This window comes from Rhodococcoides corynebacterioides (assembly GCF_019834675.1).
In the GTDB taxonomy this organism is placed as follows: domain Bacteria; phylum Actinomycetota; class Actinomycetes; order Mycobacteriales; family Mycobacteriaceae; genus Rhodococcoides; species Rhodococcoides corynebacterioides_A.
In genome coordinates this window covers 1-25,375 of record NZ_JABUBU010000005.1, presented here as the reverse complement: position 1 = coordinate 25,375, position 25,375 = coordinate 1, and the positions used below count along the sequence as shown (strand labels likewise).

The 25,375-nt window shown below is 71.0% G+C and carries 27 protein-coding genes; 25 read left to right on the top strand and 2 right to left on the bottom strand.

Features of this window, described 5'->3' with window-relative positions; all coding sequences use genetic code 11:
- Positions 1-17: 17 nt before the first annotated feature.
- The 3 genes from HQ603_RS08860 to HQ603_RS08850 all read left to right on the top strand — a co-directional run bounded on the left by HQ603_RS08860 (position 18) and on the right by HQ603_RS08850 (position 1,580).
- On the top strand, positions 18-866 hold the full coding sequence (locus HQ603_RS08860) for a crotonase/enoyl-CoA hydratase family protein (RefSeq protein WP_222684185.1): 849 nt from the start codon (positions 18-20) through the stop codon (positions 864-866).
- 220 nt (positions 867-1,086) lie between these two features.
- The gene (locus HQ603_RS08855; RefSeq protein WP_222684184.1) at positions 1,087-1,413 is read left to right on the top strand and encodes a hypothetical protein; all 327 of its coding nucleotides are present in this window, start codon (positions 1,087-1,089) and stop codon (positions 1,411-1,413) included.
- On the top strand, positions 1,410-1,580 hold the full coding sequence (locus tag HQ603_RS08850) for a hypothetical protein (protein WP_222684183.1): 171 nt from the start codon (positions 1,410-1,412) through the stop codon (positions 1,578-1,580). The genes HQ603_RS08855 and HQ603_RS08850 overlap by 4 nt, the downstream gene beginning before the upstream one ends.
- Positions 1,581-1,611: 31 nt before the next feature.
- Here the strand turns inward: HQ603_RS08850 and HQ603_RS08845 are convergent, their stop codons facing one another.
- Together HQ603_RS08845 and HQ603_RS08840 are read right to left on the bottom strand one after the other, a co-directional pair.
- Complete coding sequence (locus HQ603_RS08845; RefSeq protein ID WP_222684182.1) at positions 1,612-2,064, bottom strand: histidine kinase; 453 nt, start codon at positions 2,062-2,064, stop codon at positions 1,612-1,614.
- Between the two features lie 140 nt (positions 2,065-2,204).
- The gene (locus tag HQ603_RS08840) at positions 2,205-2,696 is read right to left on the bottom strand and encodes an inorganic diphosphatase (RefSeq protein ID WP_222684181.1); all 492 of its coding nucleotides are present in this window, start codon (positions 2,694-2,696) and stop codon (positions 2,205-2,207) included.
- A 152-nt stretch (positions 2,697-2,848) separates the two neighbouring features.
- On the opposite strand from HQ603_RS08840, the gene dacB reads away from it, so the two are divergent.
- The 22 genes from dacB (at position 2,849) to HQ603_RS08730 (ending at position 25,266) form a co-directional block, all read left to right on the top strand.
- Positions 2,849-4,261, top strand: coding sequence for a D-alanyl-D-alanine carboxypeptidase/D-alanyl-D-alanine endopeptidase (gene dacB / locus HQ603_RS08835; protein WP_371831030.1), 1,413 nt, complete (start codon positions 2,849-2,851; stop codon positions 4,259-4,261).
- Positions 4,262-4,314: 53 nt separating this feature from the next.
- The gene (locus tag HQ603_RS08830; RefSeq protein ID WP_222684180.1) at positions 4,315-5,355 is read left to right on the top strand and encodes a zinc-dependent metalloprotease; all 1,041 of its coding nucleotides are present in this window, start codon (positions 4,315-4,317) and stop codon (positions 5,353-5,355) included.
- A complete protein-coding gene (gene tilS, locus HQ603_RS08825) occupies positions 5,352-6,356 on the top strand; it encodes a tRNA lysidine(34) synthetase TilS (RefSeq protein ID WP_222684179.1) in 1,005 nt (334 codons plus the stop codon). Before HQ603_RS08830 ends, tilS begins: the two co-directional genes overlap by 4 nt.
- Before the next feature lie 26 nt (positions 6,357-6,382).
- Entirely contained in the window at positions 6,383-6,937 is a 555-nt protein-coding gene (hpt, locus tag HQ603_RS08820; protein ID WP_222684178.1) for a hypoxanthine phosphoribosyltransferase, read from the top strand.
- Position 6,938: 1 nt separating this feature from the next.
- Positions 6,939-8,270, top strand: a complete 1,332-nt coding sequence (locus HQ603_RS08815) for an amidase (protein WP_222684177.1) — start codon at positions 6,939-6,941, stop codon at positions 8,268-8,270.
- A gap of 28 nt (positions 8,271-8,298) precedes the next feature.
- Positions 8,299-8,793: a DUF6328 family protein gene (locus HQ603_RS08810; protein WP_222684176.1), complete on the top strand. Its 495-nt coding sequence runs from the start codon at positions 8,299-8,301 to the stop codon at positions 8,791-8,793.
- Positions 8,794-8,981: 188 nt separating this feature from the next.
- Complete coding sequence (ftsH, locus tag HQ603_RS08805) at positions 8,982-11,663, top strand: ATP-dependent zinc metalloprotease FtsH (RefSeq protein WP_222684175.1); 2,682 nt, start codon at positions 8,982-8,984, stop codon at positions 11,661-11,663.
- Between the two features lie 162 nt (positions 11,664-11,825).
- Entirely contained in the window at positions 11,826-12,413 is a 588-nt protein-coding gene (gene folE / locus HQ603_RS08800) for a GTP cyclohydrolase I FolE (protein ID WP_308126430.1), read from the top strand.
- Between the two features lie 61 nt (positions 12,414-12,474).
- Entirely contained in the window at positions 12,475-13,299 is an 825-nt protein-coding gene (gene folP / locus HQ603_RS08795; protein WP_222684291.1) for a dihydropteroate synthase, read from the top strand.
- Positions 13,296-13,658 (top strand): dihydroneopterin aldolase, encoded by a 363-nt coding sequence (gene folB / locus HQ603_RS08790; RefSeq protein ID WP_222684173.1) that lies wholly within the window; start codon positions 13,296-13,298, stop codon positions 13,656-13,658. Before folP ends, folB begins: the two co-directional genes overlap by 4 nt.
- Positions 13,655-14,140 carry a 2-amino-4-hydroxy-6-hydroxymethyldihydropteridine diphosphokinase gene (gene folK, locus HQ603_RS08785; RefSeq protein WP_222684172.1) on the top strand — a complete coding sequence of 162 codons (486 nt, stop codon included), beginning with the start codon at positions 13,655-13,657 and terminating at the stop codon, positions 14,138-14,140. Before folB ends, folK begins: the two co-directional genes overlap by 4 nt.
- Positions 14,137-14,607: a DUF3180 domain-containing protein gene (locus HQ603_RS08780; RefSeq protein WP_222684171.1), complete on the top strand. Its 471-nt coding sequence runs from the start codon at positions 14,137-14,139 to the stop codon at positions 14,605-14,607. The genes folK and HQ603_RS08780 overlap by 4 nt, the downstream gene beginning before the upstream one ends.
- A 65-nt stretch (positions 14,608-14,672) precedes the next feature.
- Positions 14,673-15,761 carry a DUF6779 domain-containing protein gene (locus HQ603_RS08775; RefSeq protein ID WP_222684170.1) on the top strand — a complete coding sequence of 363 codons (1,089 nt, stop codon included), beginning with the start codon at positions 14,673-14,675 and terminating at the stop codon, positions 15,759-15,761.
- 158 nt (positions 15,762-15,919) lie between these two features.
- Positions 15,920-16,828 carry a Rossmann-like and DUF2520 domain-containing protein gene (locus HQ603_RS08770; RefSeq protein ID WP_222684169.1) on the top strand — a complete coding sequence of 303 codons (909 nt, stop codon included), beginning with the start codon at positions 15,920-15,922 and terminating at the stop codon, positions 16,826-16,828.
- 14 nt (positions 16,829-16,842) lie between these two features.
- On the top strand, positions 16,843-17,736 hold the full coding sequence (gene panC / locus HQ603_RS08765) for a pantoate--beta-alanine ligase (protein WP_222684290.1): 894 nt from the start codon (positions 16,843-16,845) through the stop codon (positions 17,734-17,736).
- A 90-nt stretch (positions 17,737-17,826) separates the two neighbouring features.
- On the top strand, positions 17,827-18,261 hold the full coding sequence (panD, locus tag HQ603_RS08760) for an aspartate 1-decarboxylase (protein ID WP_222684168.1): 435 nt from the start codon (positions 17,827-17,829) through the stop codon (positions 18,259-18,261).
- Positions 18,261-19,058 (top strand): type III pantothenate kinase, encoded by a 798-nt coding sequence (locus tag HQ603_RS08755; RefSeq protein WP_222684167.1) that lies wholly within the window; start codon positions 18,261-18,263, stop codon positions 19,056-19,058. Before panD ends, HQ603_RS08755 begins: the two co-directional genes overlap by 1 nt.
- 274 nt (positions 19,059-19,332) lie before the next feature.
- Complete coding sequence (locus HQ603_RS08750) at positions 19,333-19,857, top strand: cysteine dioxygenase (RefSeq protein ID WP_261773609.1); 525 nt, start codon at positions 19,333-19,335, stop codon at positions 19,855-19,857.
- A complete protein-coding gene (locus HQ603_RS08745) occupies positions 19,857-20,279 on the top strand; it encodes a rhodanese-like domain-containing protein (protein ID WP_222684165.1) in 423 nt (140 codons plus the stop codon). Before HQ603_RS08750 ends, HQ603_RS08745 begins: the two co-directional genes overlap by 1 nt.
- Positions 20,280-20,374: 95 nt before the next feature.
- Positions 20,375-21,895, top strand: coding sequence for a lysine--tRNA ligase (gene lysS, locus HQ603_RS08740; RefSeq protein ID WP_222684164.1), 1,521 nt, complete (start codon positions 20,375-20,377; stop codon positions 21,893-21,895).
- Positions 21,896-22,004: 109 nt separating this feature from the next.
- A complete protein-coding gene (locus HQ603_RS08735) occupies positions 22,005-22,379 on the top strand; it encodes a histone-like nucleoid-structuring protein Lsr2 (protein WP_222684163.1) in 375 nt (124 codons plus the stop codon).
- A gap of 349 nt (positions 22,380-22,728) precedes the next feature.
- Positions 22,729-25,266, top strand: coding sequence for an ATP-dependent Clp protease ATP-binding subunit (locus HQ603_RS08730; protein ID WP_222684162.1), 2,538 nt, complete (start codon positions 22,729-22,731; stop codon positions 25,264-25,266).
- The last annotated feature ends 109 nt before the right edge of the window (positions 25,267-25,375 follow it).

Sequence of the window (25,375 nt, the reverse complement as noted above, 5' to 3'; positions counted from 1 at the left end):
CCGGCTAGGGTGAGCCGATGACGACCCCCGAGCCCGCGCAGCCGAGCACCTCCTGGACCGCGTTCACGGTCGAGACCGCCGACCACGTCGCCACCGTCACCCTCACCGGGCCCGGCAAGGGCAACACGATGGGCCCCGACTTCTGGTCCGAGCTCCCGCTGATCTTCCGCAGCCTCGACACGGACCCGGACGTGCGGGCCGTCGTCCTCGCCGGATCCGGGCGCAACTTCAGCTACGGACTCGATCTTCCCGCCATGGCCGGCGAATTCGGCGCCGTTCTCGCCGACAAGGCGCAGGCGGGGCCGCGCAGCACGTTCCACGATCTGATTCTGCGGATGCAGGCAGCGATCACCGCCGTGGCCGAGTGCCGCAAGCCCGTCATCGCGGCCGTGCAGGGGTGGTGCATCGGCGGTGGGGTGGACCTGATCTCGGCCGCCGACATCCGTTACGCCTCCGCGGACGCTCAGTTCAGCGTGCGTGAGGTCAAGGTGGCGATCGTCGCGGACATGGGCTCCTTCGCCCGCCTGCCCGCGATCATCGGCGACGGGCATCTGCGGGAGCTGGCGCTCACCGGAAAGGACGTCGACGCGGAGTACGCGCGACGTATCGGCCTGGTCAACGACGTGCTGCCCGACGCGGACGCCGTCCTTGCGCGCGCGTACGAGACCGCCGCGCAGATCGCCGCCAATCCGCCCCTGGTGGTGCACGGCATCAAGACCGTGCTCGATCACGGTCGTCGCGCCGCCGCCGACGAGTCGCTGCGTTACGTCGCGGCGTGGAACTCGGCGTTCCTGCCGTCGGAGGACCTGACGGAAGCCATCACGGCGGTGTTCGAGAAGCGTCCGCCGCAGTTCCGGGGTGCGTGAGAGTCGGTAGGAAGTCGAGGCTACGACGGTGACGTGCGCTGGGTGATCCCACGTTCCCGGTGAACGCCGTTGGTCACTCGCCACATCCGGGGAACCGTGGGGCGCCACCGCGACGTCGAAGGAGAAGACGAGTTCGCCGAGCCCTCGGAATCGTGTTCAGCCTCGACGACGGGCGCGGTGACGGGCTTGATCCGCTCCGGCCCGAAGGAGTTCCCATTCGATGTCCGCCCAGGCTTGGGTCACCCTGACAGTCGGCGTCCTCGCCGTTGTCGGGGTTGCGTTCACCGTCCGCCAGCGAACCATTGCCGACAAGCGCAGCCAGGCTTGGCAACGCATCACGTGGTGCCTGGATCACACACTCAGTGACAAGGATGACGAAGCCGAACTCGGCTGGGACGTCTACGCCACCGTCACCGATTCTCCGCTCATCACCGCCACCGAACGCGATGTATTACGTGCGGTGTCCAACCGCTCCGCCCGCGCGCTGGCGCAGGTGAAGGAAACCGGGGACACTGGCAACTGGAACGACCCACAGGAGCCGCAGTGACCGCCCCCGAACCACACAAGGACGCCCGTACTCCACGACCACGCGTCGCCGCGGCCGCCGCGCGCGCGTCGATTGCGATGTACGAGCGCGATGGCCGAGATGTTCCTCAGTGGCTCCGCGACGTCGCCGACGGCAAGCCCATCGACAAGCGCACGGCCGGCGCCTGACCGCCGGACCACCGACGGAGAGAAGGCCCGATCAGCGGAAGGCGCTCTTCGGGTCGTTCCACAGCTGGTCGGTGAAGTCCTCGAGAACCACGAGCACCACGGAGTCCTCCGCGCGCCGCAGAATGGACTTGCTGGCGCGCACCTGCAGGATGTCGCCCTTGGCATCGGTCATGCGCCACAACGAATCCGCGCGCGTGGCCACCGTCGTCAGGAACGTCTCCGCGATGTTCACTCCGAGCGGCTCGTTGGCCGGAAAGATGTCCTGCAGATGCAACGCATCGTCCGACCGCGGCGTCTGCTCGTCGAACCCCATGAGCTGATCGAAGGCCTCGTTGGCGAAGACCACCGTGCCTCCGGGCTCGACCGCGAGCACGGGCAGCGGAATACGGTCCAGCACCACCGACACCGGGAGTGCCGGGAACTGAGCGGGATCGGAGATCCCGGCGGACGACGAGTTTCGACGATCGCCGACAGCATCGCTCATGAGTACCGCGTCCTTCGTAATCGATCGGCTTCCACGGGCGCCGCCCCGCCCCGGCCGGACCGAGGACGGGAGCGATCGTAGCAGCGTACGAGCCCGCCGGGAGGTGACAACGCATCTCCCGGCGGGAGGCGGGGACGCTGTCAGTGCGAGGCGTCGTTCTTCAGGCGCTCGACGGATGCGGTGATCTCGGCCTCGGCCTCCGCGCGGCCGACCCAGTTCGAGCCCGTCACGTGCTTGTTCGGCTCGAGGTCCTTGTAGTGGACGAAGAAGTGCTCGATGGCGTCGAGCTCGAACTGCGAGACGTCGCCGAGATCCTGGATGTGGTCCCACCGCGGGTCGCCCGCGGGGACGCACAGCACCTTGTCGTCGCCGCCGGCCTCGTCGGTCATCTTGAACATGGCCACGGGACGCGCCTCGACGATCACACCGGGGAACACCGATTCCGGCAGCAGGACGAACGCGTCCAGGGGATCGCCGTCCTCACCGAGGGTGTCCTCGATGAAGCCGTAGTCCGCCGGGTAGCCCATCGCCGTGTAGAGGTACCGGTCCAGACGCACCCGCCCGGACTCGTGATCGACCTCGTACTTGTTGCGCTGACCCTTGGGGATCTCGATGGTCACGTCGAACTTCACGTCCACTGTCCTTTGCTCGGTGGCCACGTACGGTGCACGCAGACACTAGCGTTCCCGGCGGGTCGCCGACGATCGCCGGGTCGGCCGGATGGGTCGATAGGGTGGTCGGGACGCCGGGCGACCCGGTTCGGACGAGTGGTGCGAGGAGTGACGTGGGCAAGGCCAGAGGCTCGGTGCGCTCGCGCCTGCGGTCCCGGCTGCGGTCGCGCTGGGGTGTGGCCCTCGCCGTCCTCGTGCTGATCGCGGCCGTCGTCGGGGTCGCCGCGGTCACCCCGACCTTCCGGGAGCCCGACGCGCCGGTGGCGTCCGCACCCGAGCCCGACCCGGTGCTCGCGTCCCCGGCGGTGGCGCCGGTTCCGGCGGACGCACCGCGACCGGACCCGGCGGCTCTCGCCACCACGCTCGCCCCACAGCTGCGCAATCCCGACCTGGGCCGCTTCACCGGATCGGTGGCCGACGCGATCACCGGCGAGGTGCTGTGGAGCACCGATCCGGACACGCCCATGACGCCGGCGTCGACCACGAAGATCCTCACCGCGGCGGCGGCGATGCTCGCCCTCCCGTCCGACCATCGCGTCACCACCAAGGTGGTCCAGGGGGATCGTCCCGGCCAGGCCGTGCTGGTCGGGGAGGGCGATCCCACCCTGACCGCGCAACCGATCGGCACACCCGGGTTCTACGACGGCGGCGCCCGCATCGACGATCTCGCCGACCAGATCCGTCGTTCCGGCGTGCAGATCACCTCGATCGGCGTCGACCTCGGCGCGTACTCGGGGCCGTCGTCGGCCGACGGCTGGTTCCCCGGCGACGTCGCCGCCGGCTACATCGCGCCCATCGAACCGGTGACCCTCGACGGGGGCCGGTCGGTGCCGACGGTCGACGAGTCGCCGCGCAGCGCCACCCCGGGACTCGACACCGGCCGCGCCCTCGCCCGCGCCCTGGGTCTCGACCCCGCCGTCGTGTCCGCCGAGTCGGCGCCCAGCGGCGCGGGCTCGCTCGCCACCGTGCAGTCCGCGCCCCTGCGCCAGCGGCTCGGTCAGATGATCGGCTTCTCCGACAACGTGCTGGCGGAGGCCGTCGGCCGCGAGATCGCGGCCGGAACGGGGAAGCCGACGTCCTTCGACGGCGCCGTCGACGCCGTCCTGTCGACGCTGCGCGGCAACGGTGTCGACGTGGACGGGGTGCGGTTGGCGGACACCAGCGGACTGTCCGTGGACAACCGGATCCCGGCGCGGGTGCTGTCCGCGATCGTCACCGCGGCGGCCGGGCCCGTCGACACCCGCACCCACGCCGAAGCCCTGCGCCCCATGCTCGACTACCTGCCCGTGGCCGGCGCGACAGGGACGCTCGCCGCGCGCTACGCCTCGGGCGACCGCACCGCGGCGGGCTGGCTGCGGGCCAAGACGGGAACGCTCTCGAACGCCAGTGCGTTGGCCGGATACGTGGTCGACTCGAGCGGACGCGTCCTGACGTTCGCGCTGATGTCCAACGACCGCCCGCCCGAGGTGGGGCGACCGGCCCTGGACGCCGTGGCGTCGACGCTGCGGTCGTGCGGCTGCACGTGAGAGACGACCTCGGTGCCCACCGGGGCCGGTCGTGATCGAAAGCAGGTGCACCCATGGGTGATTCGGGAGTGATCGACTGGGACTTCGCGGCCCGCACCGGCGCCCGGCTGGCGCCCCGCGGTCCGCGGACGTCCCGCTACACCGCCGACGCCGTGACGGCCGAGTTGGCCGACGCCTCCGTCCGGGCCGAGGCCCCCGTGCGCGAGGTCACCGGGCTGGCCGACGGGCTCCCGGTCCCCGCCGCCCGCGTTCTGGACCGGCCCGAGTGGATCGCGGCGGCGTCGTCGTCGATGCGGGAGCTGATGACCGAGCGGAACACCCGCGACGGCAAGGGCGAGGACGACGGCGACGGTGCCTTCCTCGGCGGCAAGCCCGGCGGGCTGCAGGCCGGGGCCATGCTCGCCTTCCTGTCGACGGCCATCCTCGGCCAGTACGACCCCTTCACCGGACCGAACGGCACGCTGCTCCTCGTGGCGCCCAACGTGGTGGCGGTCGAGCGGGCGCTGCGCGTGCGGCCGTCCGACTTCCGTCTCTGGGTGTGCCTGCACGAGGTCACCCACCGCGTGCAGTTCTCCTCCTCACCGTGGCTCGCGGGATACATGAAGGACTGCGTGACCACGCTCGGCGACGGCGCGGACGAGCCGCTGTCCGCGGTGGTGTCCCGGCTGTCGGAGGCGCTGCGGCGGCGCGACGAACTCGGCGACGGCATCGTCGGCCTGCTCCGGGCGACACAGGCGCCCGCCCAGCGCGAGGCCCTCGATCGGTTGCTGATGCTGGGAACGTTGCTCGAGGGCCACGCCGATCACGTCATGGACGCGGTCGGGCCGGCCGTGGTGCCGACGGTGGGACGCATCCGAGAGGCGTTCGACGCCAGACGAACTCGGAAGCAGAACCCGGTGCAGCGGATCCTGCGCGCGCTGCTCGGCATGGACGCGAAGATGGCGCAGTACGTGCGGGGCAAGGCCTTCGTCGACGCCGTCGTGGGGCAGGTGGGCATGGCCCAGTTCAACGCCGTCTGGACCGACGCGGAGACGCTGCCGCGGACCGACGAGATCGAGGCCCCGGAGCGGTGGACCGCGCGCGTCCTCGGATGACCTTCCCGGAGACACCGGCGCTGCACCGTGTTCGGCGGGCGGTGCGGGAGTGGCGGACGCAGTGGCCGACGCCCGACGGCGTGGTGGTCGGGTGTTCCGGCGGCGCGGACTCGACGGCGCTGGTCGCGGGCTGCTGCGCCGAGGGTCTGGCGGTGCGGGCGGTGGTGGTCGATCACGGCCTGCAGGACGGGTCCGCGGAAGTGGCCGCCGCGGCGGCGGCGCGGGCGGAGACCCTGGGCGCCACGACGACGGTGGTGCGTGTGCGGGTGAGCGGATCCGGCGGGCTCGAGGCCGCGGCACGCCGGGCGCGGCGGACGGCGCTGACGGCGGCCGCCGACGGGCGACCGGTCCTGCTCGGCCACACCCTCGACGATCAGGCGGAGACGGTCCTGCTCGGGCTCGGTCGGGGCGCCGGCGCGGGATCCCTCCGCGCCATGACGCCGTGGTCCCCGCCCTGGGGCCGACCGCTGCTGAGCGTTCGCCGAGCCGACACCGTCGCCGCGTGCGCCGAGCTCGGCGTCGACCCCTGGACCGACCCGCACAACGCCGATCCCCGCTTCACCCGCGTTCGCGTGCGCACCGAGGTCCTCCCGCTGCTCGAGGAGGTCCTGCAGGGCGGCGTCGCCGAGGCGCTCGCGCGCACCGCGCGTCGGCTGCGGGAGGACGACGACGCCCTGGCCGCCCTCGCCGACGAGCTGCTCGGCCGGGCGCGCTCCGCGCAGGCCCTGGTGGTCGACGCCCTCGTCGACGCCCCCGCGGCGATCCGACGACGTGCGGTGCTGGCCTGGCTGCGCGAGCGCGGCGCCGACGTGCGTACCGACGCCTCGCTGCGGGCGGTCGACGACCTGGTCGTGCGCTGGCGGGGACAGGGCGGGGTCGCGCTCGCCCGACCGGCCGGTCCGGTGTCGATCGAGGGGGGCGGACGGTTGGTCGCGATCCGTCGACGTGGCAAGCTCGAGGTGATCGGACACCCGCGCGACGGGCACCCACTCGACCACTGACGGCTCGACCGAAGGGACACTCACCCGTGTACGAGGGCGACATCGCATCGATCCTGATCTCCCGCGAGGAGATCGACAAGCGTATCGCCGAGCTGGCCGAGGAGATCGCCGCTCGCTATCCGGTGGGGGCGCCCGAGGGCGATCTCCTGCTGGTCGGCGTGCTCAAGGGCGCCATCATGTTCATGACGGATTTCGCTCGCGCACTGCCGATTCCGAGCCAGCTCGAGTTCATGGCCGTCAGTTCCTACGGCTCGTCGACGTCGTCGTCCGGGGTGGTCCGCATCCTCAAGGACCTCGACCGCGACATCGCCGGCCGCCACGTCCTGATCGTCGAGGACATCATCGACTCGGGCCTGACCCTGTCCTGGCTGATGAAGAACCTCGCCACCCGGCAGCCCGCCTCGCTCGAGGTGGTGACGTTGCTGCGCAAGCCGGAGGCGGTCAAGGTCGACGTCGAGGTGGCCAACGTCGGCTTCGACATTCCCGACGAGTTCGTCGTCGGCTACGGGCTCGACTACGACGAGCGGTACCGCGACCTGCCCTACATCGGCACCCTCGACCCGCACGTCTACGGCGGCTGACGTGCGCACCGCGACCGCTGTCGCCGAGGACGTCCGGTCGGGACGTGTCCAACCCGCCGCGGTCGCGCAGGACGCGCTCGACCGCATCGCCGCCGGGTCGCACCTGAATGCCTTCGCCGTCGTCCGCCCCGACGAGGTGCTGCGCGAAGCGGACGCCGTCGCCACCCGCGCCGACCTCGCCGCGCTGCCCCTCGCCGGCGTGCCGATCGCGGTGAAGGACAACGTGCCCGTCGCCGGCTACCCGATGCGCAGCGGGTCACGGGCGACCTCCGCCGACCCCGCGGCCGCGGACCACGCCGTCGTCGCCCGGTTGCGGGACGCCGGCGCCGTCGTGGTCGGACTGACCACCGTGCCGGAACTGTGTCTCTGGGCCGCCACCGACGGCGCCGACGGCATCACCCGGAACCCGTGGAACACCGACCTGACCTCGGGCGGATCGTCCGGTGGCGCGGCCGCCGCGGTGGCCGGGGGACTGGTTCCCGTCGCCCACGGCAACGACGGTCTCGGCTCCATCCGGATCCCCTCGGCCGACTGCGGACTCGTGGGCATCAAGCCCGGCCGCGGCCTCGTCCCCTCCGACCTGGGGGCGAACTCGTGGTTCGGGATGGCCGAGAACGGCCCGCTCGCGACCACCGTCGCCGACGCCGCACTGGTGCTGTCGGTGATGGCGGGTGACCCCTCCCTGGCCTACGTCGACGAGCCCCGCCCGCTGCGGGTGGGCCTCGCGCTCGGCTCACCGTCGCCCGTGGTCCGCATTGACGGCCACTTCCGGCAGGCGGCGCGGGACACCGCGGACGCCCTGGCCGGGTGCGGCCACCGTGTCGAGTCGGCCGAGCTGCCCTACCCCGCCAGCCCGGTGGGCCAACTCGCGCGCTGGACCGCGGGCGCGGCGGCGGACGCCGCGGGACTGGACCGATCCGCACTGCAGAAGCGCACGCGTCGTCACGTCGCCGCGGGACGACTCGGGCGTCGGCTGGTGCGGCCGTCGCAGATCGAGGCACTCGAGCGGCGGGTGACCGCCTACTTCGCCGACGTCGACGTGGTGGTCACGCCGATGCTCGCGCAGCCGCCCATCGCGGCCGACCGGTGGAGCGAGAAGAGCTGGGTCGGCAACCTGGCCGCCAACATCCGCTACGCCCCGTTCGCCGCGCTGTGGAACCTGCTCGGCTGGCCGGCGATGAGCGTGCCGATGCCGGGCACCCACCCGGTCTCCGGAACACCGCTGGCCGCGCAGATCGCCGGACCGCCCGGATCCGAAGCGCTGTTGCTGTCGGTGGCCGCCCAGCTCGAGCGCGACCGACCCTGGACGCGGACGGCCGACGACCGCTCCTGACCGCACACGGGAGAGCCGGGGGACATCGGTGACGACGGACGACGACGACCAGATCGAGTGGAACCGCGAGGTGCGGGGCGAGACGCCGACCCAGCAGCTCGACCGCAACTGGCTCGCGCTGCTCCAAGAGCTGCGGGTGGTGCAGACCGGTGTGCAGTTGCTCACCGGGTTCCTGCTCACCCTGCCGTTCCAGAGCCGGTTCGAGGACCTCTCCGCGCGCGGTCACGGCATCTACCTGGTGACGGTCTCCGCGTCGACGATGGCGACGATCCTCCTGGTCGCCCCGGTGGGGATGCACCGGCTCCTGTTCCGCCGACGCGCGATCGGCGTCCTGGTCACGGCCGGAAACCGGCTCGCCATCGGCGGTATCGCGATGCTCGGGGTGACCCTGGTGGGCGCCGTCGCCCTGACCTTCGAGATCGTGATCGGACCGGCCGCGGCGCTGCCCGCGGCGGCCGTCGTCACCGTCCTGCTCATCGGGTTCTGGTACCTCATGCCGCGGGCCGCCCGCCCCCGCATCTGACCCCGCATCCGACCCCGCGCCGGGAACCATCGCCGGGCCGTCGTCGTTGGGCCGATTGTGTGCATCGGCGGGCGGGACCTCTCACGCGGTAACCTGACCCTTTCCGGTGTTGTGCCGGGGAGCGGGTGTTCCCGTCCCCGACCTGCGCACGTGACGACGAGCCCGACGGCCCCAGAAGGCGACGCTGTATGAACCGCAAGACACTGTTCCGCAACCTGGCGATCGTCGCCGCCATCCTGTTGGTGATCTTCGCCTTCAGCTGGTTCGGCGACGACACGCGGGGCTGGACGCGGGTGGACACCTCCACCGCCGTGACCCAGCTGGACGACCGGAACGTGAAGACGGCCCAGATCGACGACCGCGAACAGCAGGTCCGGCTGGAGCTGAACCAGGGCAGCGACGCCACCGAGGGCAAGACGCAGATCATCGCGCAGTACCCGGACTCGGTGGCCGGCCAGATCTACGACAAGGTGGCGGCGTCGGGAGCCGAGAGCTTCGACACCCGCGTCACGCAGGACAGCTGGTTCAGCTCGATCCTGCTGTTCCTGCTGCCGATGATCATCCTGCTCGGACTCTTCGTCTTCGTCATGTCCCGCATGCAGGGCGGCGGCCGCGGTGGCGTGATGGGCTTCGGCAAGTCCAAGGCCAAGCAGCTCACCAAGGACATGCCGAAGACCACGTTCGCCGACGTCGCGGGCTCGGACGAGGCGGTCGAGGAGCTCTACGAGATCAAGGACTTCCTGCAGAACCCGGTTCGCTACCAGTCGCTCGGCGCGAAGATTCCGCGTGGCGTGCTGCTGTACGGCCCGCCCGGAACGGGCAAGACGCTGCTCGCCCGCGCGGTCGCCGGGGAGGCCGGTGTGCCGTTCTTCACCATCTCCGGATCCGACTTCGTCGAGATGTTCGTCGGTGTCGGCGCCTCCCGCGTGCGCGACCTGTTCGAGCAGGCCAAGCAGAACAGCCCCTGCATCATCTTCGTGGACGAGATCGACGCCGTCGGACGTCAGCGCGGCGCGGGCCTCGGCGGCGGCCACGACGAGCGAGAGCAGACGCTGAACCAGCTGCTCGTCGAGATGGATGGATTCGGCGACCGCACCGGCGTCATCCTCATCGCCGCGACCAACCGGCCCGACATCCTCGACCCCGCCCTGCTGCGTCCCGGCCGCTTCGACCGGCAGATCCCCGTCGGCGCCCCCGACCTCGCGGGTCGGCGCGCCATCCTGGCGGTGCACTCCAAGGGCAAGCCGATCGCCCAGGACGCCGACCTCGAGGGCCTGGCCAAGCGCACCGTCGGCATGTCCGGCGCGGACCTCGCCAACGTCATCAACGAGGCGGCGCTGCTCACCGCACGCGAGAACGGCACGGTCATCACCGAGGCGGCGCTCGAGGAGTCGGTCGACCGCGTCATCGGCGGCCCCCGTCGCAAGAGCCGCATCATCAGCGAGCACGAACGCAAGATCACCGCGTACCACGAGGGCGGCCACACCCTGGCCGCCTGGGCGATGCCGGACATCGAACCGATCTACAAGGTCACCATCCTCGCGCGCGGCCGCACCGGCGGTCACGCCATGACGGTGCCGGAGGACGACAAGGGCCTGATGACCCGGTCGGAGATGATCGCGCGCCTGGTCATGGCCATGGGTGGCCGCGCCGCGGAGGAACTCGTGTTCCACGAGCCCACCACCGGCGCGTCGTCCGACATCGACCAGGCCACCAAGATCGCCCGCGCGATGGTCACCGAGTACGGCATGAGCAGCAAGCTCGGCGCCGTCCGGTACGGCCAGGAACAGGGCGACCCGTTCCTCGGCCGGTCCATGGGACAGCAGTCCGACTACTCGCACGAGGTCGCTCGCGAGATCGACGGCGAGGTGCGCAACCTCATCGAGGCCGCCCACACCGAGGCGTGGGCCATCCTCGACGAGTACCGCGACGTGCTCGACGAGCTCGCCACGCAGCTCCTCGAACGCGAGACCCTCACCCGCAAGGATCTCGAGCAGATCTTCACGGGCGTCGAGAAGCGTCCCCGCATCACCACGTTCAACGACTTCGGTGATCGCACCCCCTCGACCAAGCCGCCGGTGAAGACGCCGCGCGAACTCGCCGCCGAGCGCGGCGAGCCGTGGCCGCCGGTGTCCGTCGTCAAGCAGCCGAGCCTGGTCGGGTCCGGTCGCGAGACGGCGTCGGGCGAGTGGAACGGCGGCGCCCACAACGGCGCGCCGAACGGCACCCAGCACGGGTCCGGTCAGAACGGGTCGGGTCAGACCGGGTCGGGTCAGAACGGATCCGGCCAGAACGGGTCGCGCGGCTGGAACGACGGCCGGGGAGTCACGGGCGGCGGCGCACACCGCGGCGGTCGTCCCGGTGTGTCCGTGCCCGATTACGGTGCTCCGGCCGGCTGGTCCGCGCCGGGCTGGCCGCCGCGCGAGGACGAGGCGCCGCGCTACCAGGGGCAGTACGGACCGGCCGGCGACCAGGGGTACGGCCAACCGCAGGGGTACGGCCAGCCGCAGGGGTACGGGCAGCCGCAGGGGTACGGGCAGCCGCAGGGTTACGGCCAGCCGCAGGGATACGGACAGCCGCAGGGCTACGGACAGCCGCAGGGCTACGGACAGCCGCAGGGCTACGGACAGCCCCATCCCCACGGCGAGAACCCGCCCTACGGTGATCCCCAGCCGTACGGCGAGGCTCAGCCGTATCGCGAACCGCAGCCGTACCGCGAGCCGCAGGCCGAGCCCGAGCCGTACCGCGAGCCGCAGGCCGAGCCCGAGCCGTACCGCGAGCCGTACGGGCAGGACGATCCGCAGAACCCGGACCGTGGCTCGTCCACACCGCCGCCGACCCAGCGGTGGGAGGGGCCGGACTCCCGCTAGAGTCTGGCCGTTGGTCCCCTCGTCCCGTCGACATCCGGTCGGCGTGGTCCATCGCTGGAGCGGTGTTGCCGTCACGGCCGCGCCGCTCCCGCCTGCAGTGCCTCATCGGAAGGGGCCGAAACCGTGTCTCTCAGTCGTGTCGACGAGTCCTACGATCAACCGGTGTCCGTCACCAACGGTCGCCCGTTCGATCGGGAGCGGGCCGAGGCCGCCGTCCGTGAACTGCTGATCGCCGTCGGCGAGGATCCCGACCGGGAGGGTCTGAAGGACACTCCGGCGCGGGTGGCGCGGGCGTACGAGGAGGTGTTCGGCGGACTGTTCGTCGACCCGGACTCGGTGCTCGACACCACGTTCGACGAGTCGCACCGCGAGTTGGTGATGGTGCGGGACATTCCGATGTACTCCACCTGCGAGCACCACCTGGTGTCGTTCCACGGTGTGGCCCACGTCGGGTACATCCCCGGACCGTCCGGCCGGGTCACCGGGCTGTCGAAGCTGGCCCGCGTGGTCGATCTGTACGCCAAGCGGCCGCAGGTGCAGGAGCGGCTCACCACCCAGGTGGCCGACGCCCTGATGCGCAAACTCGAGCCGCGAGGCGTCATCGTCGTCATGGAGGCGGAGCATCTGTGCATGGCGATGCGCGGAATCCGCAAGCCCGGCGCGCGGACCACGACCTCGGCGGTCCGCGGGGTGTTCCAGTCGAGCGCGGTCTCCCGGTCCGAGGCCCTGGACCTCATTCTGCGTGGATAGTGCGGCCGTGATCGCTCTCGACCCGGCGTCGTCCGCACGCGTCGGCCGCCCGCCCGTCGTGATGGGGGTGGTCAACGTGACCGCCGATTCCTTCTCCGACGGCGGTCGCTACCTGGACGTCGATCGCGCCGTGGCCCGCGGGCTCGATCTCGTCGCCGACGGCGCCGATCTGGTCGACGTCGGTGGTGAATCCACGCGGCCGGGTGCGGACCGCGTCGATCCCGCGGTGGAGACCGCGCGGGTCGTCCCCGTGATCCGCCTGTTGGTCGCGGAGGGCGTGGCCGTCAGCGTCGACACGATGCGGGCGTCCGTCGCCGCGGCCGCCGTCGAGGCCGGCGCGAGCTGGATCAACGACGTCTCCGGTGGACTCGCCGATGCGGCGATGTCGCGCACGGTCGCCGACGCCGGCGCGGGGTGGATGCTCATGCACTGGGCGGCGACCCCGGACTGGACCCACCGGCCGGGCTCCCCGGCGGCGCTCGAGTACGGGAACATCGTCGACGACGTGCGGGCCGGTCTGCTCCGCCAGGTGGACGCCGCGGTGGCCGCCGGGGTCCACGCGGACCGCATCGTGCTCGATCCCGGTCTCGGGTTCGCCAAGAACGCCGACCACAACTGGGCCCTGCTGCGCGGTCTCGGTCGCCTGGTCGACACCGGCTTTCCGGTCCTGGTGGGCGCCTCGCGGAAGCGGTTCCTCGGAACGTTGCTCGCGCGGGGCGGCGAGCCGCGGCCCCCGACGGAACGCGACGTCGCGACGGCGGCGATCTCCGTGTTGGCCGCGAGGGCGGGCGCGTGGGGTGTGCGCGTGCACGACGTCCGCGGAACCGTCGACGCCCTCGCCGTCCACCACCGGTGGACGGCCCCCGATCTCGGAGGAACGCCGTGACCGACCGCATCGAACTGCGTGGGCTGACGGTCCGCGGGCACCACGGCGTGTTCGACCACGAGCGCCGTGACGGCCAGGACTTCGTCGTCGACCTGGTGGTGCACATGGATCTGGCGCCCGCTGCGGCGTCCGACGACCTCGCCGACACCGCCCACTACGGCGAACTGGCCGAGGCCGCTGCCGCCGTGATCGCCGGGCCGCCGCGCGATCTCATCGAGACCGTGGCCGGCGAGATCGCCGACGGCGTTCTCACCGATCCGCGGGTGGTGCGGGTCGAGGTCACGCTGCACAAGCCGTCGGCTCCGATTCCGCTGCAGTTCGCCGACGTCGCCGTCGTGGTGACCCGCGAGCGCGCATGAGCCGCGTCGTCCTGTCGCTGGGAAGCAACCTCGGCGACTCGCGCGCGTTGCTCGGCGCCGCCGTCGACGGGCTCGGTGACACCGTCGTCGCCGTCTCGCACACGTACGCGACGCCGCCGTGGGGTGGAGTCGAGCAGGACGACTTCCTCAATCTGGTGGTGCTCGCCGAGGACGCCGACGCCGACGCGCGGGAATGGCTGCTGCGTGCCCAGCGCCTCGAACAGGTCGCCGAGCGCACGCGGGTGGTGCGCTGGGGACCGCGCACGCTGGACGTCGATCTCGTCGCCTGTGACGACGTCGTCAGCGACGATCCGGAGCTCACCCTGCCGCATCCGCGCGCCCACCTGCGCGCCTTCGTGCTGCGACCGTGGTTGGACGTCCAGCCCGACGCCGTCCTGCACGGCGTTCCCGTGACCGAGCATCTGGCGGCCCTGAGTCCCGCGGAGCGGGACGGCGTCCGACGGGTGGAGGACGTGCGGTGACCGCCACCCGCGTGCGCGACCTCCTGGTCATCGCGGTGACCGCCGCCGTGGCGTCGTGGTTGCTGGTGCGCACGTTCTACGGGACGGTGCCGCCGATCTCGCCGTTCGCCGGGGCGTCCCTCTATCCGGTGTCGGTGGTGCTGGTGGTGGTCGGGTTCGTCGTGCGCTCGCGGCTGCGGACCCGGCGTATCGGGCCGGGGCCCGGACAGCTGCACCCGATCACCGTGGCGCGGGGCGCTGCGCTGGCCAAGGCCGCGGCGTTGGTGGGAGCCGCGGCCGCGGGCGTGTGGGCCGGTGTCCTCGTCCACCTCCTGCCGCTGCGGGGCGTGCTGCGGGCCGCGAGCGAGGACCTGCCGGGTGTCGTCGTCGGAGCCGTCGCCGGCGTCGTGACGGTGGCCGCCGCACTCTGGGTGGAGCACTGCTGCCGCACGCCGGACGAGCCGGGCGAGGACCACGCCGCGTCCTGACGTCGTCGTTCCGGCGGGCGGGTTGGTGACGGAGAACAGACCGGGGTGCCGTTACCCTGGAGGCCATGACGGAGACCGGGCGTGGCAAGGCGAACCGTCGCACCAGACGTGGCAACGATCACACCGTTCTCGCAGGTCTGGTGCTTCTCGGCGTCGTCGCGAGCGTGGTGCTGATCCTCAGCGACAGCGTTCCACTGCTGCGCGTGGGCATCGTCGCCGCACTGTGGGCGGCCATCCTCGGAGCCTTCGCCATGACGCGGTACCGACGCGACGCGGCGGCCGATCGGATGAAGGCGCGCGATCTGCAGACCGTCTACGAACTCCAGCTCGAGCGCGAGATCGCGGCACGACGGGAGTACGAACTCGGCGTCGAGAGCCGCGTGCGCGCCGAGGTGGGCGAGAGCTCGGACGAGGTCCGCGCGCTGCGCGCCGAACTGGTCGCGCTGCGCCGCAGCCTCGAGATGCTGTTCGACGGGGAACTGCCCGACGATCGCGCCGCCCTCGCCGAGGCGCACCGCATGCGCGAACTCGCCGACCGGGCCCACGGCTACGAAGCGGCGCCCTCGGGCCTCTACGTCCCCGGCGCATCCCGCACCCGCACCCCCGCGTACAGCCCGGAGCCGTCGTACGGCCACGCCGGCTTCGCGAGCCCGTACGACGATCCGGTCACGGCCGAGACCTCGATCATCGGCGGCGAATTCGACGCCGACGGCACTTTCCGCCCGGCTCCGGCGCGGTCCACCGGACGGGCGGAGACAGTTCCGTCCTCGCCCGAGCCCGAGCCGGTTCCTGCCCCGCCCGAGCCCGACCCGGTTCCGTTCCCGGCCGAGCCCGACCCGGTTCCGTTCCCGGCCGAGCCGGACCCGGCGCCGGCGCCCGAGCCGTTCCCGACGCCGGAGCCCGCGCCGTTCCCCGAGCCGGAGCCCGAGCCCGAGCCGTTCCCGATGCCCGAGCCGGAGCCGACCCCGGCGCCCGAACCGACCCCGGCGCCCGAACCGACCCCGGCACCCGAGCCGAGCGCAGCCGACTACCCGCCGGAGGACTCGCGGTCCGGCTCGCACACCAGCGGGCGGTCCGTCGCGGAGATTCTGGCGTCGATGGGGACCGCGGACACGGCGTCGGGTGGCGGTCGTCGCCGTCGTCGCGCGGACTGATCCGGGCGCGTTCTCACCGCGCGGGCGTCGTCGCCGCGTCGCCGGGTGTGACCGGCGTCGCATGGCGCCCGTGAACTCCACGGCACTACTCTGGCGCTCGATCACTCACGAGTAGTCCGGTACCCGCCAGGCGGGACTGGAACGAACGGAGACCATCGGTGACCACCGATCCTGCGCCGGCGCGTCTGTCCGTCGGCATCGTCTCGGCGGGCCGTGTCGGCACCGCCCTCGGCGAAGCTCTGGACAGGGTCGGTCACGTCGTCTTCGGCTGCGCCGCCGTGTCCGAAGCGTCGCGAGACCGCGCGCGTACTCGCCTTCCCGACGCCGCCGTGCTCCCCGCCGCCGAGGTCGCCGCGCGCGCCGAACTTCTCGTGCTCGCGGTCCCCGATGCCGAACTGCCGGACCTGGTTCGCGGGCTCGCGCGGACCGGCGCCGTCACTCCCGGAACGTTGGTCCTGCACACCTCGGGCGCCAACGGTGTCGGTGTCCTCGCTCCGCTGGCCGGCGACGGCGTGGTGACGATGGCCGTGCATCCGGCGATGACGTTCAGCGGCAAGCCGGAGGACACCGAGCGGTTGGCGTCGGCCTGCTTCGGCATCACGGCCGCCGACGAGATCGGGTACGCCATCGCGCAGTCGCTCGTCCTCGAGATCGGCGGCGAGCCCGTCGGCGTTCGGGAGGACGCACGCACGCTGTACCACGCCGCGCTGGCCCACGGCAGCAACCACCTGGTGACCGTCGTCAACGACGCGCTGGACGCGTTGCGGGCCGCGCTCGCCGACACGGAACTGACGGGGCAGCAGCCGGTGGAGTCCCGGCCCGGCGGCGTCGCCGAGCGGGTGCTCGCGCCCCTGCTGTCGGCGGCGCTCGACAACGTGCTCCGCAGCGGACCCGCCGCATTGACGGGTCCCGTCGCGCGGGGCGACGCCGACGCCGTGGACGCGCACCTGCAGGCTCTCGGGGCGATCGACGAGAACATCGCAGCCGGGTATCGGGCGTTGTCCCTACGGAGCGCGCAGCGCACGGGGGCAACCCACATCGTCGAGCGCCTGAGGAGGCAATCGTGACCGGAGACAGCCCCATGTTCGTCCCGGGCGCCTTGACCACACATCATGCGCCGCAGGCCATTCGGACGGTCACGCGCGCGCTGCGCGGGTCCGGCCGACGGGTCGTTCTGGTGCCCACCATGGGCGCGCTGCACGCGGGCCACGTCCAGCTGATGGAGATGGCGCGCCGGACGGGCGCCGTGGTGGTGGTGTCGATCTTCGTGAATCCGTTGCAGTTCGGGGCGGGGGAGGACCTCGACGCCTACCCGCGCACCCTCGACGCCGACCTCGACGTTCTGCGCGAGGCCGGGGTGGAACTGGCCTTCGTGCCGTCGGTGTCCGACATGTACCCCGACGGCCCGCGCACCACGGTGCGCCCGGGCCCGCTGGGTGCCGAGCTCGAAGGTGCTTCTCGCCCCGGTCATTTCGCGGGCATGCTGACGGTGGTGGCGAAACTGCTCTCCATCGTCGGTCCGGACGCCGCATACTTCGGCGAGAAGGACTACCAGCAGTTGGTGCTGATCCACCAGATGGTGCGGGACTTGAACCTGGACGTCGAGATCGTCGGCGTTCCCACGGTGCGCGAATCCGACGGGTTGGCGCTGTCGTCCCGCAACCGCTACCTGTCGGCGGAGCAGCGCGACGCCGCCGTGGTGCTCTCGGCGGCGTTGGTCGCCGGTCAGCACGCGGGTGAACGCGGCGCGGACGCGGTCCTGTCGACCGCATCGGCCGTGCTCGCGGCCGCGCCCGAGGTGGACGTCGACTACCTCGAACTGCGGGGCGCCGACCTGCGCGACGCGCCCGAGGAGGGGCGGGGCCGCCTGCTGATCGCCGCGCGGGTCGGAACCACCCGGTTGATCGACAACGTGGGCGTGGCGCTGAGCTCACCCGCGGACCCGGCCGGCCACCGCCACCTGGGCCACTCCTGAGCCACTCCCGAGCCACTCCCGAGCCACTCCCGAGCGCGGCTCCCACCACCCCGACGCACCCTCCAACCCACCGAATTCGAGGACCACGCCATGTTGCGCACCATGATGACGTCGAAGATCCACCGCGCGACGGTCACGCACGCCGACCTGCACTACGTCGGGTCGGTCACCGTCGACCAGGATCTGCTCGACGCGGCCGGGCTGCTCGAGGGCGAGCAGGTGACCATCGTCGACATCGACAACGGCGCCCGGCTCGAGACCTACGCGATCGCCGGGACGCGCGGCTCCGGCGTGATCGGAATCAACGGTGCCGCAGCACATCTCGTGCACCCCGGTGATCTGGTCATCATCATCGCCTACGGGATCCTGAACGAGCAGGAGATCCTGGACTACGCGCCCCGCGTGGTCTTCGTCGACGCCGACAACCGCCCGGTCCACCTGGGTGCCGACCCTGCCGACGTGCCGGCCGACTCCGGGTTGATCTCCCCGCGCACGCTTCAGCGCGACGTCGCGGTGTCGTACTGATGTTGCTCGCCGTCGACGTTCGGAACACCACGACCGTCCTCGGCGTCTTCACCGGCAGCGGGGACCACGCGACCCTGACGGTCCAGCGTCGCTTCCGGACGGACCCCGCCGTGACGGCCGACGAGATCGCCCTCACGTTCCGCGGTCTCCTCGGACCCGACGTCGAGAACATCACCGCGGTGGCGGCCCTGTCCACCGTCCCGTCCGTCCTGCGCGAGATGCGAGTCATGTTGTCCCGCTACTGGTCACATGTTCCGCAGGTGGTCGTCGAACCGGGCGTCCGGACCGGGGTGCCGCTGTTGGTCGACAACCCGAAAGAGGTGGGTGCCGACCGCATCGTGAACTGCCTGGCCGCCTACGAGAAGTTCCGATCCCCCTGTGTGGTGGTCGATTTCGGCACCTCGACGTGCGTCGACGTCGTGTCCGGCAAGGGTGAGTTCCTCGGCGGCGTCATCGCCCCGGGGCTCGAGATCTCCATGGACGCGCTGGCGTCGCGCTCCGCGGCGTTGCGGACGGTGGAACTGGTCAGCCCGCGACACGTCCTGGGCAAGAACACGGTCGAGGCCATGCAGGCCGGCGCGGTCATCGGGTTCGCCGGCCTGGTCGACGGGCTGGTCGCACGCATCCGGACCGAGGTTGCCGGCTTCGGCGGTGCCGGGGTGGTCGTGGTCGCGACCGGGGACAGCGCGTCGCTGGTGGCGCCCGAGTCGACCGCGATCGATCGCGTCGAGCCGACGCTCACCCTCGACGGCCTGCAGCTGGTGCACGAGCGCAACCGCGCCCGGCGCCGTCCGTGAGGGCCTCTCCGGGAGGAGCGGCGGTTCCCGGCAGGGGTGGCGCGGTGCCGGAGTGTCTGCCACACTGGGCGCCGTGACCTACTGCGCGAACCGGGAGTGTTGTCGGGGCTGACGCCTGTCCCGACTCGTTGTCACACCTCCCTGGAGTTCCGCTGTGCTGTCCCTTCCTGCGCGTACGCGCACCTCGTCTCGTCGTTCCACCACCACCCTGCGCTCGGTCCCGCCGCGCGTCGGGTCGCCCGCTCCCCGCTCGTCCGAGGCGCCGCCGGCGGTCCTGGCGCCGACCTCGCTGCGGCCCGCCGATCTGCTGCGACTGAGCGACCAGAGCGCCGCCGACGTACTCGACGGCCGCCACGACGCCCTGCTGCCGACGGGCGGGTTCCCCACCGACGAGCGGTGGTCGGTGCGGGTCCACTCGGACGACCTCGTCGACGTCTGGCTCATCAGCTGGGTGCGGGACCGCTCCACCGAATTGCACGACCACGCAGGGTCGTTGGGCGCGTTGACCGTGCTCAGCGGCGCGCTCAGCGAATACCGCTGGAACGGAACCACGTTGGCGCACCGGCTGCTCCGGGCCGGCGATCAGGCGTCGTTCCCGCTCGGCTGGGTGCACGACGTGACCCACGCCCCGACGGACGATCGCGACGCGGTGGCCGCGTCCTCGTCGTCGTCGTCTCCCACGCTCAGCGTGCACGCCTACTCGCCGCCGTTGACGGCGATGTCCTACTACGACATCGGGTCCGGTGGACTGCGCCGCACCCGCACCGAGCTCACGGACGTCCCGGAGGGAACCGCGTGATGACCATCGACGAGATGCTCGAGCGGGCCCGCGCCACCTACCGTCGGATGCCCGTCGACGAACTGCCCGACGCCGTCGCCCGCGGGGCGATTCTCGTCGACATCCGCCCCCAGGCCCAGCGCGCCGCGGAAGGCACCATGCCGGGAGCCCTCGCGGTCGAACGCAACGTGTTGGAGTGGCGTCTCGACCCGCTCTCGTCCGCCCGCCTCGCGGCGGCGGTGGACCACGACGTCGAGTGGGTGGTTCTGTGCTCGGAGGGCTACACCTCCTCCTTGGCCGCCGCCGCTCTGCAGGAACTCGGCCTGCACCGGGCGACGGACGTCGTCGGCGGCTACCAGGCCGTCCGCGCCGCCGGACTGCTGGGCGTCGTCGGCCGGGCGCGGCACTGCATCCGGGAAGGGCGTGCGCTGGTCGCGCACTGAGCGTGGCCGGCCACGCTGGTCGCGCACTGAGCGTGGCCGGCCGCGCGGGGCGCCTCGCGCCGGTGACCACGGGCAACGCAGTACGCTGAACGTCCGTGACCGACGCAGAGCCCACCCCCGCGACCGACGACACCCCCGAGCAGTTGCGCATCCGCCGCGAGAAGCGCACGCGCCTGCTGGAGTCCGGTCGGGAGCCCTATCCCGTGTCGGTCGGCCGGACCCACTCTCTCGCCGAGGTGCGCGCGGCGCACCCGGACCTCGAGCCGGACACGCACACCGGTGTGCAGGTCGGCGTCGCCGGTCGCGTCATCTTCCTGCGGAACACGGGCAAGCTGTGCTTCGCGACCCTGCAGGACGGCGACGGCACCCAGCTGCAGGCGATGATCTCGCTCGCCGGGGTCGGCGAGGAGTCGTTGGCGCAGTGGAAGTCGGACGTCGATCTCGGCGACATCGTCTTCGTCGGCGGTGAGGTGATCTCCTCGCGACGCGGCGAACTGTCGGTGATGGCCGACCGGTGGGAGATGGCGTCGAAGTCGTTGCGGCCGTTGCCCGTCGCGCACAAGGATCTGTCGGAGGAGTCGCGGGTTCGGCAGCGTTATGTCGACCTCATCGTGCGGCCGGAGGCCCGGGAGAACGCGCGTCGGCGAGTGCGCGCCCTGCGCGCTCTGCGGGACGGACTCGAACGGCGAGGATTCCTCGAGATCGAGACCCCGATGCTGCAGACGCTGCACGGCGGCGCGGCGGCCCGCCCGTTCGTGACGCATTCCAACGCGCTCGACATCGACCTCTACCTGCGGATCGCGCCGGAGCTGTTCCTCAAGCGCGCGGTGGTCGGCGGGATCGACCGCGTCTTCGAGATCAACCGCAACTTCCGGAACGAGGGCGTCGACTCCACGCACTCCCCGGAATTCGCGATGCTCGAGACGTACGAGGCCTACGGCACGTACGACGACTCGGCGGTCATGACCCGCGAGTTGATCCAGGAAGTGGTGCAGGCCGTGTACGGCAGCCTGCAGGTCACGCTCGCCGACGGCACGGAGTACGACTTCGCGGGCGAGTGGCGCAGCATCGAGATGTACCCGTCGCTGTCGGAGGCGACCGGGGAGACGGTGACCCCGGAGACGGGCGTCGACGAGCTTCGCGCGCTCGCCGACCGCGTCGGGCTCGAGGTGCCGGAGGGCAAGGGCTGGGGCCACGGCAAGCTCGTCGAGGAACTGTGGGAGCACACGTGCCGCGACCAGCTGACGGTCCCGACTTTCGTTCGCGACTTCCCCGTGGAGACGTCGCCGCTGGTCCGTGCCCATCGATCGACGCCGGGCGTCGTCGAGAAGTGGGATCTCTACGTCCGTGGCTTCGAACTCGCGACCGGCTACTCCGAGCTGGTCGATCCGGTGGTGCAGCGGGAGCGGTTCGCGGACCAGGCGCGGCTGGCCTCGGCGGGTGACGACGAGGCGATGGTGCTCGACGAGGACTTCCTGGCCGCCATGGAGTACGGAATGCCGCCCACCACGGGCACCGGAATGGGGATCGACCGTCTGTTGATGGCCCTCACCGGGCACGGTATTCGCGAGACCATCCTCTTCCCGCTGGTTCGTCCGGACCGCGGACGGCACTGACGCAAAACGGGCTTTTCGGTCCGAGTGGTGCCCTCGATCGGGCTATTCGCGTAATATGGGAGGGCACGGTACACAAAGCCGCCGTGGTCGGGATCGGGGGAATGTGAGAATGGTCAAGAAGGTCACTGTCACGTTGGTGGACGACATGGACGACGTCCCCGCCGACGAAACGGTTTCGATCGGCCTGGACGGCACGTGGTACGAGATCGATCTGTCCGAGCGCAACGCAGCTGATCTGCGGGAACACATGGACAAGTGGATCCACCACGCCCGTCGGGTGACGTCGCGGGGGAGTTCGGAGCCGGAGCCGGGGACGGCGCCGACGTCGGGAAAGTCGCGTCCGCGCGGGGCCGCGGATCGCGCTCGGAGTGCGGCGATCCGAGAATGGGCACGCACGCAAGGATTCGAGATCAGCGAGCGTGGACGCATTTCGTCCGAGATCGTCCGCGCGTGGGAACGTCGTACCGATTCGGTCGCGTCCTGAGTCGTCGCCTTGGGCCGACCGTCATTCAATTGAATGACGGTCGGCCCAATGGCGGACGGCATTCTTTATCAGCGGTCACTAAGCGAACTCGGTGGCCGTTCGCTGTAGGTGGACGCCGCGACGCGTCTCCGCGGTAACGATCTCGCGCCGACGTGCGTTGTGCTCTCTACGAGGGTCCGCCCGGCAGTGACGGTCCGACGGCAGCGTCCGCCACGGTCGTTCGCCGTCGGAGGAACTTCCCCGCTGAGCGGCACCCTCCCGGTCACGACAACTAGAGTGAGTCGTGGGGGATCGGGGTTCGATGCACCAGAGCGTCGGAACCTGCCCGCCATGAGTGTGAGGGAGAGCGATGTTCGAGAGGTTCACCGACCGCGCACGGCGCGTCGTCGTCCTGGCCCAAGAAGAGGCCCGGATGCTCAACCACAACTACATCGGCACGGAACACATCCTGCTGGGTCTCATCCACGAGGGTGAAGGCGTGGCGGCGAAGTCCCTGGAGTCGCTCGGGATCTCCCTCGAAGGTGTGCGCAGCCAGGTCGAGGAGATCATCGGCCAGGGTCAGCAGGCACCGTCCGGGCACATCCCGTTCACGCCCCGTGCCAAGAAGGTCCTCGAGCTCAGCCTCCGCGAGGCGCTGCAGCTCGGACACAACTACATCGGCACCGAGCACATCCTGCTCGGCCTCATTCGCGAGGGCGAGGGCGTCGCCGCCCAGGTCCTGGTGAAGCTGGGCGCCGATCTCAACCGCGTGCGCCAGCAGGTCATCCAGCTGCTGTCCGGCTACCAGGGCAAGGAGCCCAGCGAGTCCGGCAGCGGCGGGCGCGGCGAGGCCGGCACACCGTCGACCTCCCTGGTGCTCGACCAGTTCGGTCGGAACCTGACCCAGGCCGCCCTCGAGGGCAAGCTCGACCCGGTCATCGGGCGCTCCAAGGAGATCGAGCGCGTGATGCAGGTGCTCAGCCGCCGCACCAAGAACAACCCGGTGCTCATCGGTGAGCCGGGCGTCGGCAAGACCGCCGTCGTCGAGGGTCTCGCGCAGGCCATCGTCAACGGCGAGGTGCCGGAGACGCTCAAGGACAAGCAGCTCTACACCCTCGACCTGGGGTCGCTGGTGGCCGGCAGCCGCTACCGCGGTGACTTCGAGGAGCGCCTGAAGAAGGTGCTCAAGGAGATCAACACCCGCGGCGACATCATCCTGTTCATCGACGAGCTGCACACGCTCGTCGGCGCGGGTGCCGCCGAGGGCGCGATCGACGCCGCCTCGATCCTCAAGCCGAAGCTGGCTCGTGGCGAGCTGCAGACCATCGGCGCCACCACGCTGGACGAGTACCGCAAGTACATCGAGAAGGACGCCGCACTCGAGCGTCGCTTCCAGCCGGTGCAGGTGGGCGAGCCGTCCGTCGATCACACCATCGAGATCCTCAAGGGTCTGCGCGACCGGTACGAGGCGCACCACCGCGTCTCCATCACCGACAGCGCACTGGTGGCCGCCGCCACCCTCGCGGACCGGTACATCAACGACCGGTTCCTGCCGGACAAGGCGATCGACCTCATCGACGAGGCGGGCGCGCGCATGCGCATCCGTCGGATGACCGCGCCGCCGGACCTGCGCGAGTTCGACGACAAGATCGCCGACGCGCGTCGGGAGAAGGAGTCCGCGATCGACGCGCAGGACTTCGAGAAGGCGGCGAACCTGCGCGACAAGGAGAAGCAGCTCGTCGCGCAGCGCGCCGAGCGCGAGAAGCAGTGGCGTTCCGGTGACCTGGACGTCATCGCCGAGGTCGACGACAACGAGATCGCCGAGGTCCTGGGCAACTGGACCGGCATCCCGGTGTTCAAGCTGACCGAGGAGGAGACCACCCGTCTGCTGCGCATGGAGGACGAGCTTCACAAGCGCATCATCGGTCAGGTCGAGGCCGTCAAGGCCGTCTCCAAGGCCATCCGTCGCACCCGCGCCGGGCTGAAGGACCCCAAGCGTCCGTCGGGCTCGTTCATCTTCGCCGGCCCGTCGGGTGTCGGTAAGACCGAGCTGTCGAAGGCGCTGGCGAACTTCCTCTTCGGCGAGGACGACGCGCTCATCCAGATCGATATGGGCGAGTTCCACGACCGGTTCACCGCGTCGCGTCTGTTCGGTGCGCCTCCCGGCTACGTGGGCTACGAAGAGGGCGGCCAGCTCACCGAGAAGGTGCGCCGCAAGCCGTTCTCCGTGGTGCTGTTCGACGAGATCGAGAAGGCCCACCAGGAGATCTACAACACGCTCCTGCAGGTCCTCGAGGACGGCCGTCTCACCGACGGTCAGGGACGCACGGTCGACTTCAAGAACACCGTGCTGATCTTCACCTCGAACCTCGGCACGTCGGACATCTCCAAGGCCGTCGGCCTCGGCTTCAGCTCGGGTGAGGGCGACAGCTCGAACTACGAGCGCATGAAGCTCAAGGTGCACGACGAGCTCAAGAAGCACTTCCGGCCCGAGTTCCTCAACCGCATCGACGACATCGTCGTGTTCCACCAGCTCACGCAGGACGAGATCATTCGCATGGTCGACCTCATGCTGGGTCGCGTGGAGGTGGCGCTGAAGAACAAGGACATGGCCATCGAGGTCACCGACAAGGCCAAGTCGCTGCTGGCCAAGCGCGGCTTCGACCCGGTCCTCGGCGCCCGGCCGCTGCGTCGGACCATCCAGCGCGAGATCGAGGACCAGCTGTCGGAGAAGATCCTCTTCGGCGAGGTCGAGCCCGGTCAGATCGTGCTGGTCGACGTCGACAACTGGGACGGCGAGGGTCAGGGCGAGGACGCCGTGTTCACCTTCCGAGGCGAGAAGAAGCCGATCACGCTTCCCGACGACCTCACAGTGGACCTGGCCAAGTCGGGCGAGAGCTCGGAGTAGGTACTCGGTTCCCTGCGAACGGGCCGCATCTCTTCGGAGGTGCGGCCCGTTTCGTCGTGTCAGGCCTGTGTCCTACTGCCCGCCCGCCTGCCCTTCCCCCCTTCCCTCC

Bases quoted from the DNA above. Each gene is read 5' to 3' on its own strand.
- HQ603_RS08730 (WP_222684162.1), top strand. From the start codon at position 22,729: ATGTTCGAGAGGTTCACCGACCGCGCACGGCGCGTCGTCGTCCTGGCC.
- folP (WP_222684291.1), top strand. From the start codon at position 12,475: ATGGGGGTGGTCAACGTGACCGCCGATTCCTTCTCCGACGGCGGTCGC.
- HQ603_RS08755 (WP_222684167.1), top strand. From the start codon at position 18,261: ATGTTGCTCGCCGTCGACGTTCGGAACACCACGACCGTCCTCGGCGTC.
- HQ603_RS08745 (WP_222684165.1), top strand. From the start codon at position 19,857: ATGACCATCGACGAGATGCTCGAGCGGGCCCGCGCCACCTACCGTCGG.
- HQ603_RS08855 (WP_222684184.1), top strand. From the start codon at position 1,087: ATGTCCGCCCAGGCTTGGGTCACCCTGACAGTCGGCGTCCTCGCCGTT.
- panC (WP_222684290.1), top strand. From the start codon at position 16,843: ATGTTCGTCCCGGGCGCCTTGACCACACATCATGCGCCGCAGGCCATT.
- tilS (WP_222684179.1), top strand. From the start codon at position 5,352: ATGACCTTCCCGGAGACACCGGCGCTGCACCGTGTTCGGCGGGCGGTG.
- ftsH (WP_222684175.1), top strand. From the start codon at position 8,982: ATGAACCGCAAGACACTGTTCCGCAACCTGGCGATCGTCGCCGCCATC.
- HQ603_RS08860 (WP_222684185.1), top strand. From the start codon at position 18: ATGACGACCCCCGAGCCCGCGCAGCCGAGCACCTCCTGGACCGCGTTC.
- panD (WP_222684168.1), top strand. From the start codon at position 17,827: ATGTTGCGCACCATGATGACGTCGAAGATCCACCGCGCGACGGTCACG.
- folK (WP_222684172.1), top strand. From the start codon at position 13,655: ATGAGCCGCGTCGTCCTGTCGCTGGGAAGCAACCTCGGCGACTCGCGC.
- HQ603_RS08830 (WP_222684180.1), top strand. From the start codon at position 4,315: ATGGGTGATTCGGGAGTGATCGACTGGGACTTCGCGGCCCGCACCGGC.
- HQ603_RS08735 (WP_222684163.1), top strand. From the start codon at position 22,005: ATGGTCAAGAAGGTCACTGTCACGTTGGTGGACGACATGGACGACGTC.
- HQ603_RS08775 (WP_222684170.1), top strand. From the start codon at position 14,673: ATGACGGAGACCGGGCGTGGCAAGGCGAACCGTCGCACCAGACGTGGC.
- HQ603_RS08845 (WP_222684182.1), bottom strand. From the start codon at position 2,064: ATGAGCGATGCTGTCGGCGATCGTCGAAACTCGTCGTCCGCCGGGATC.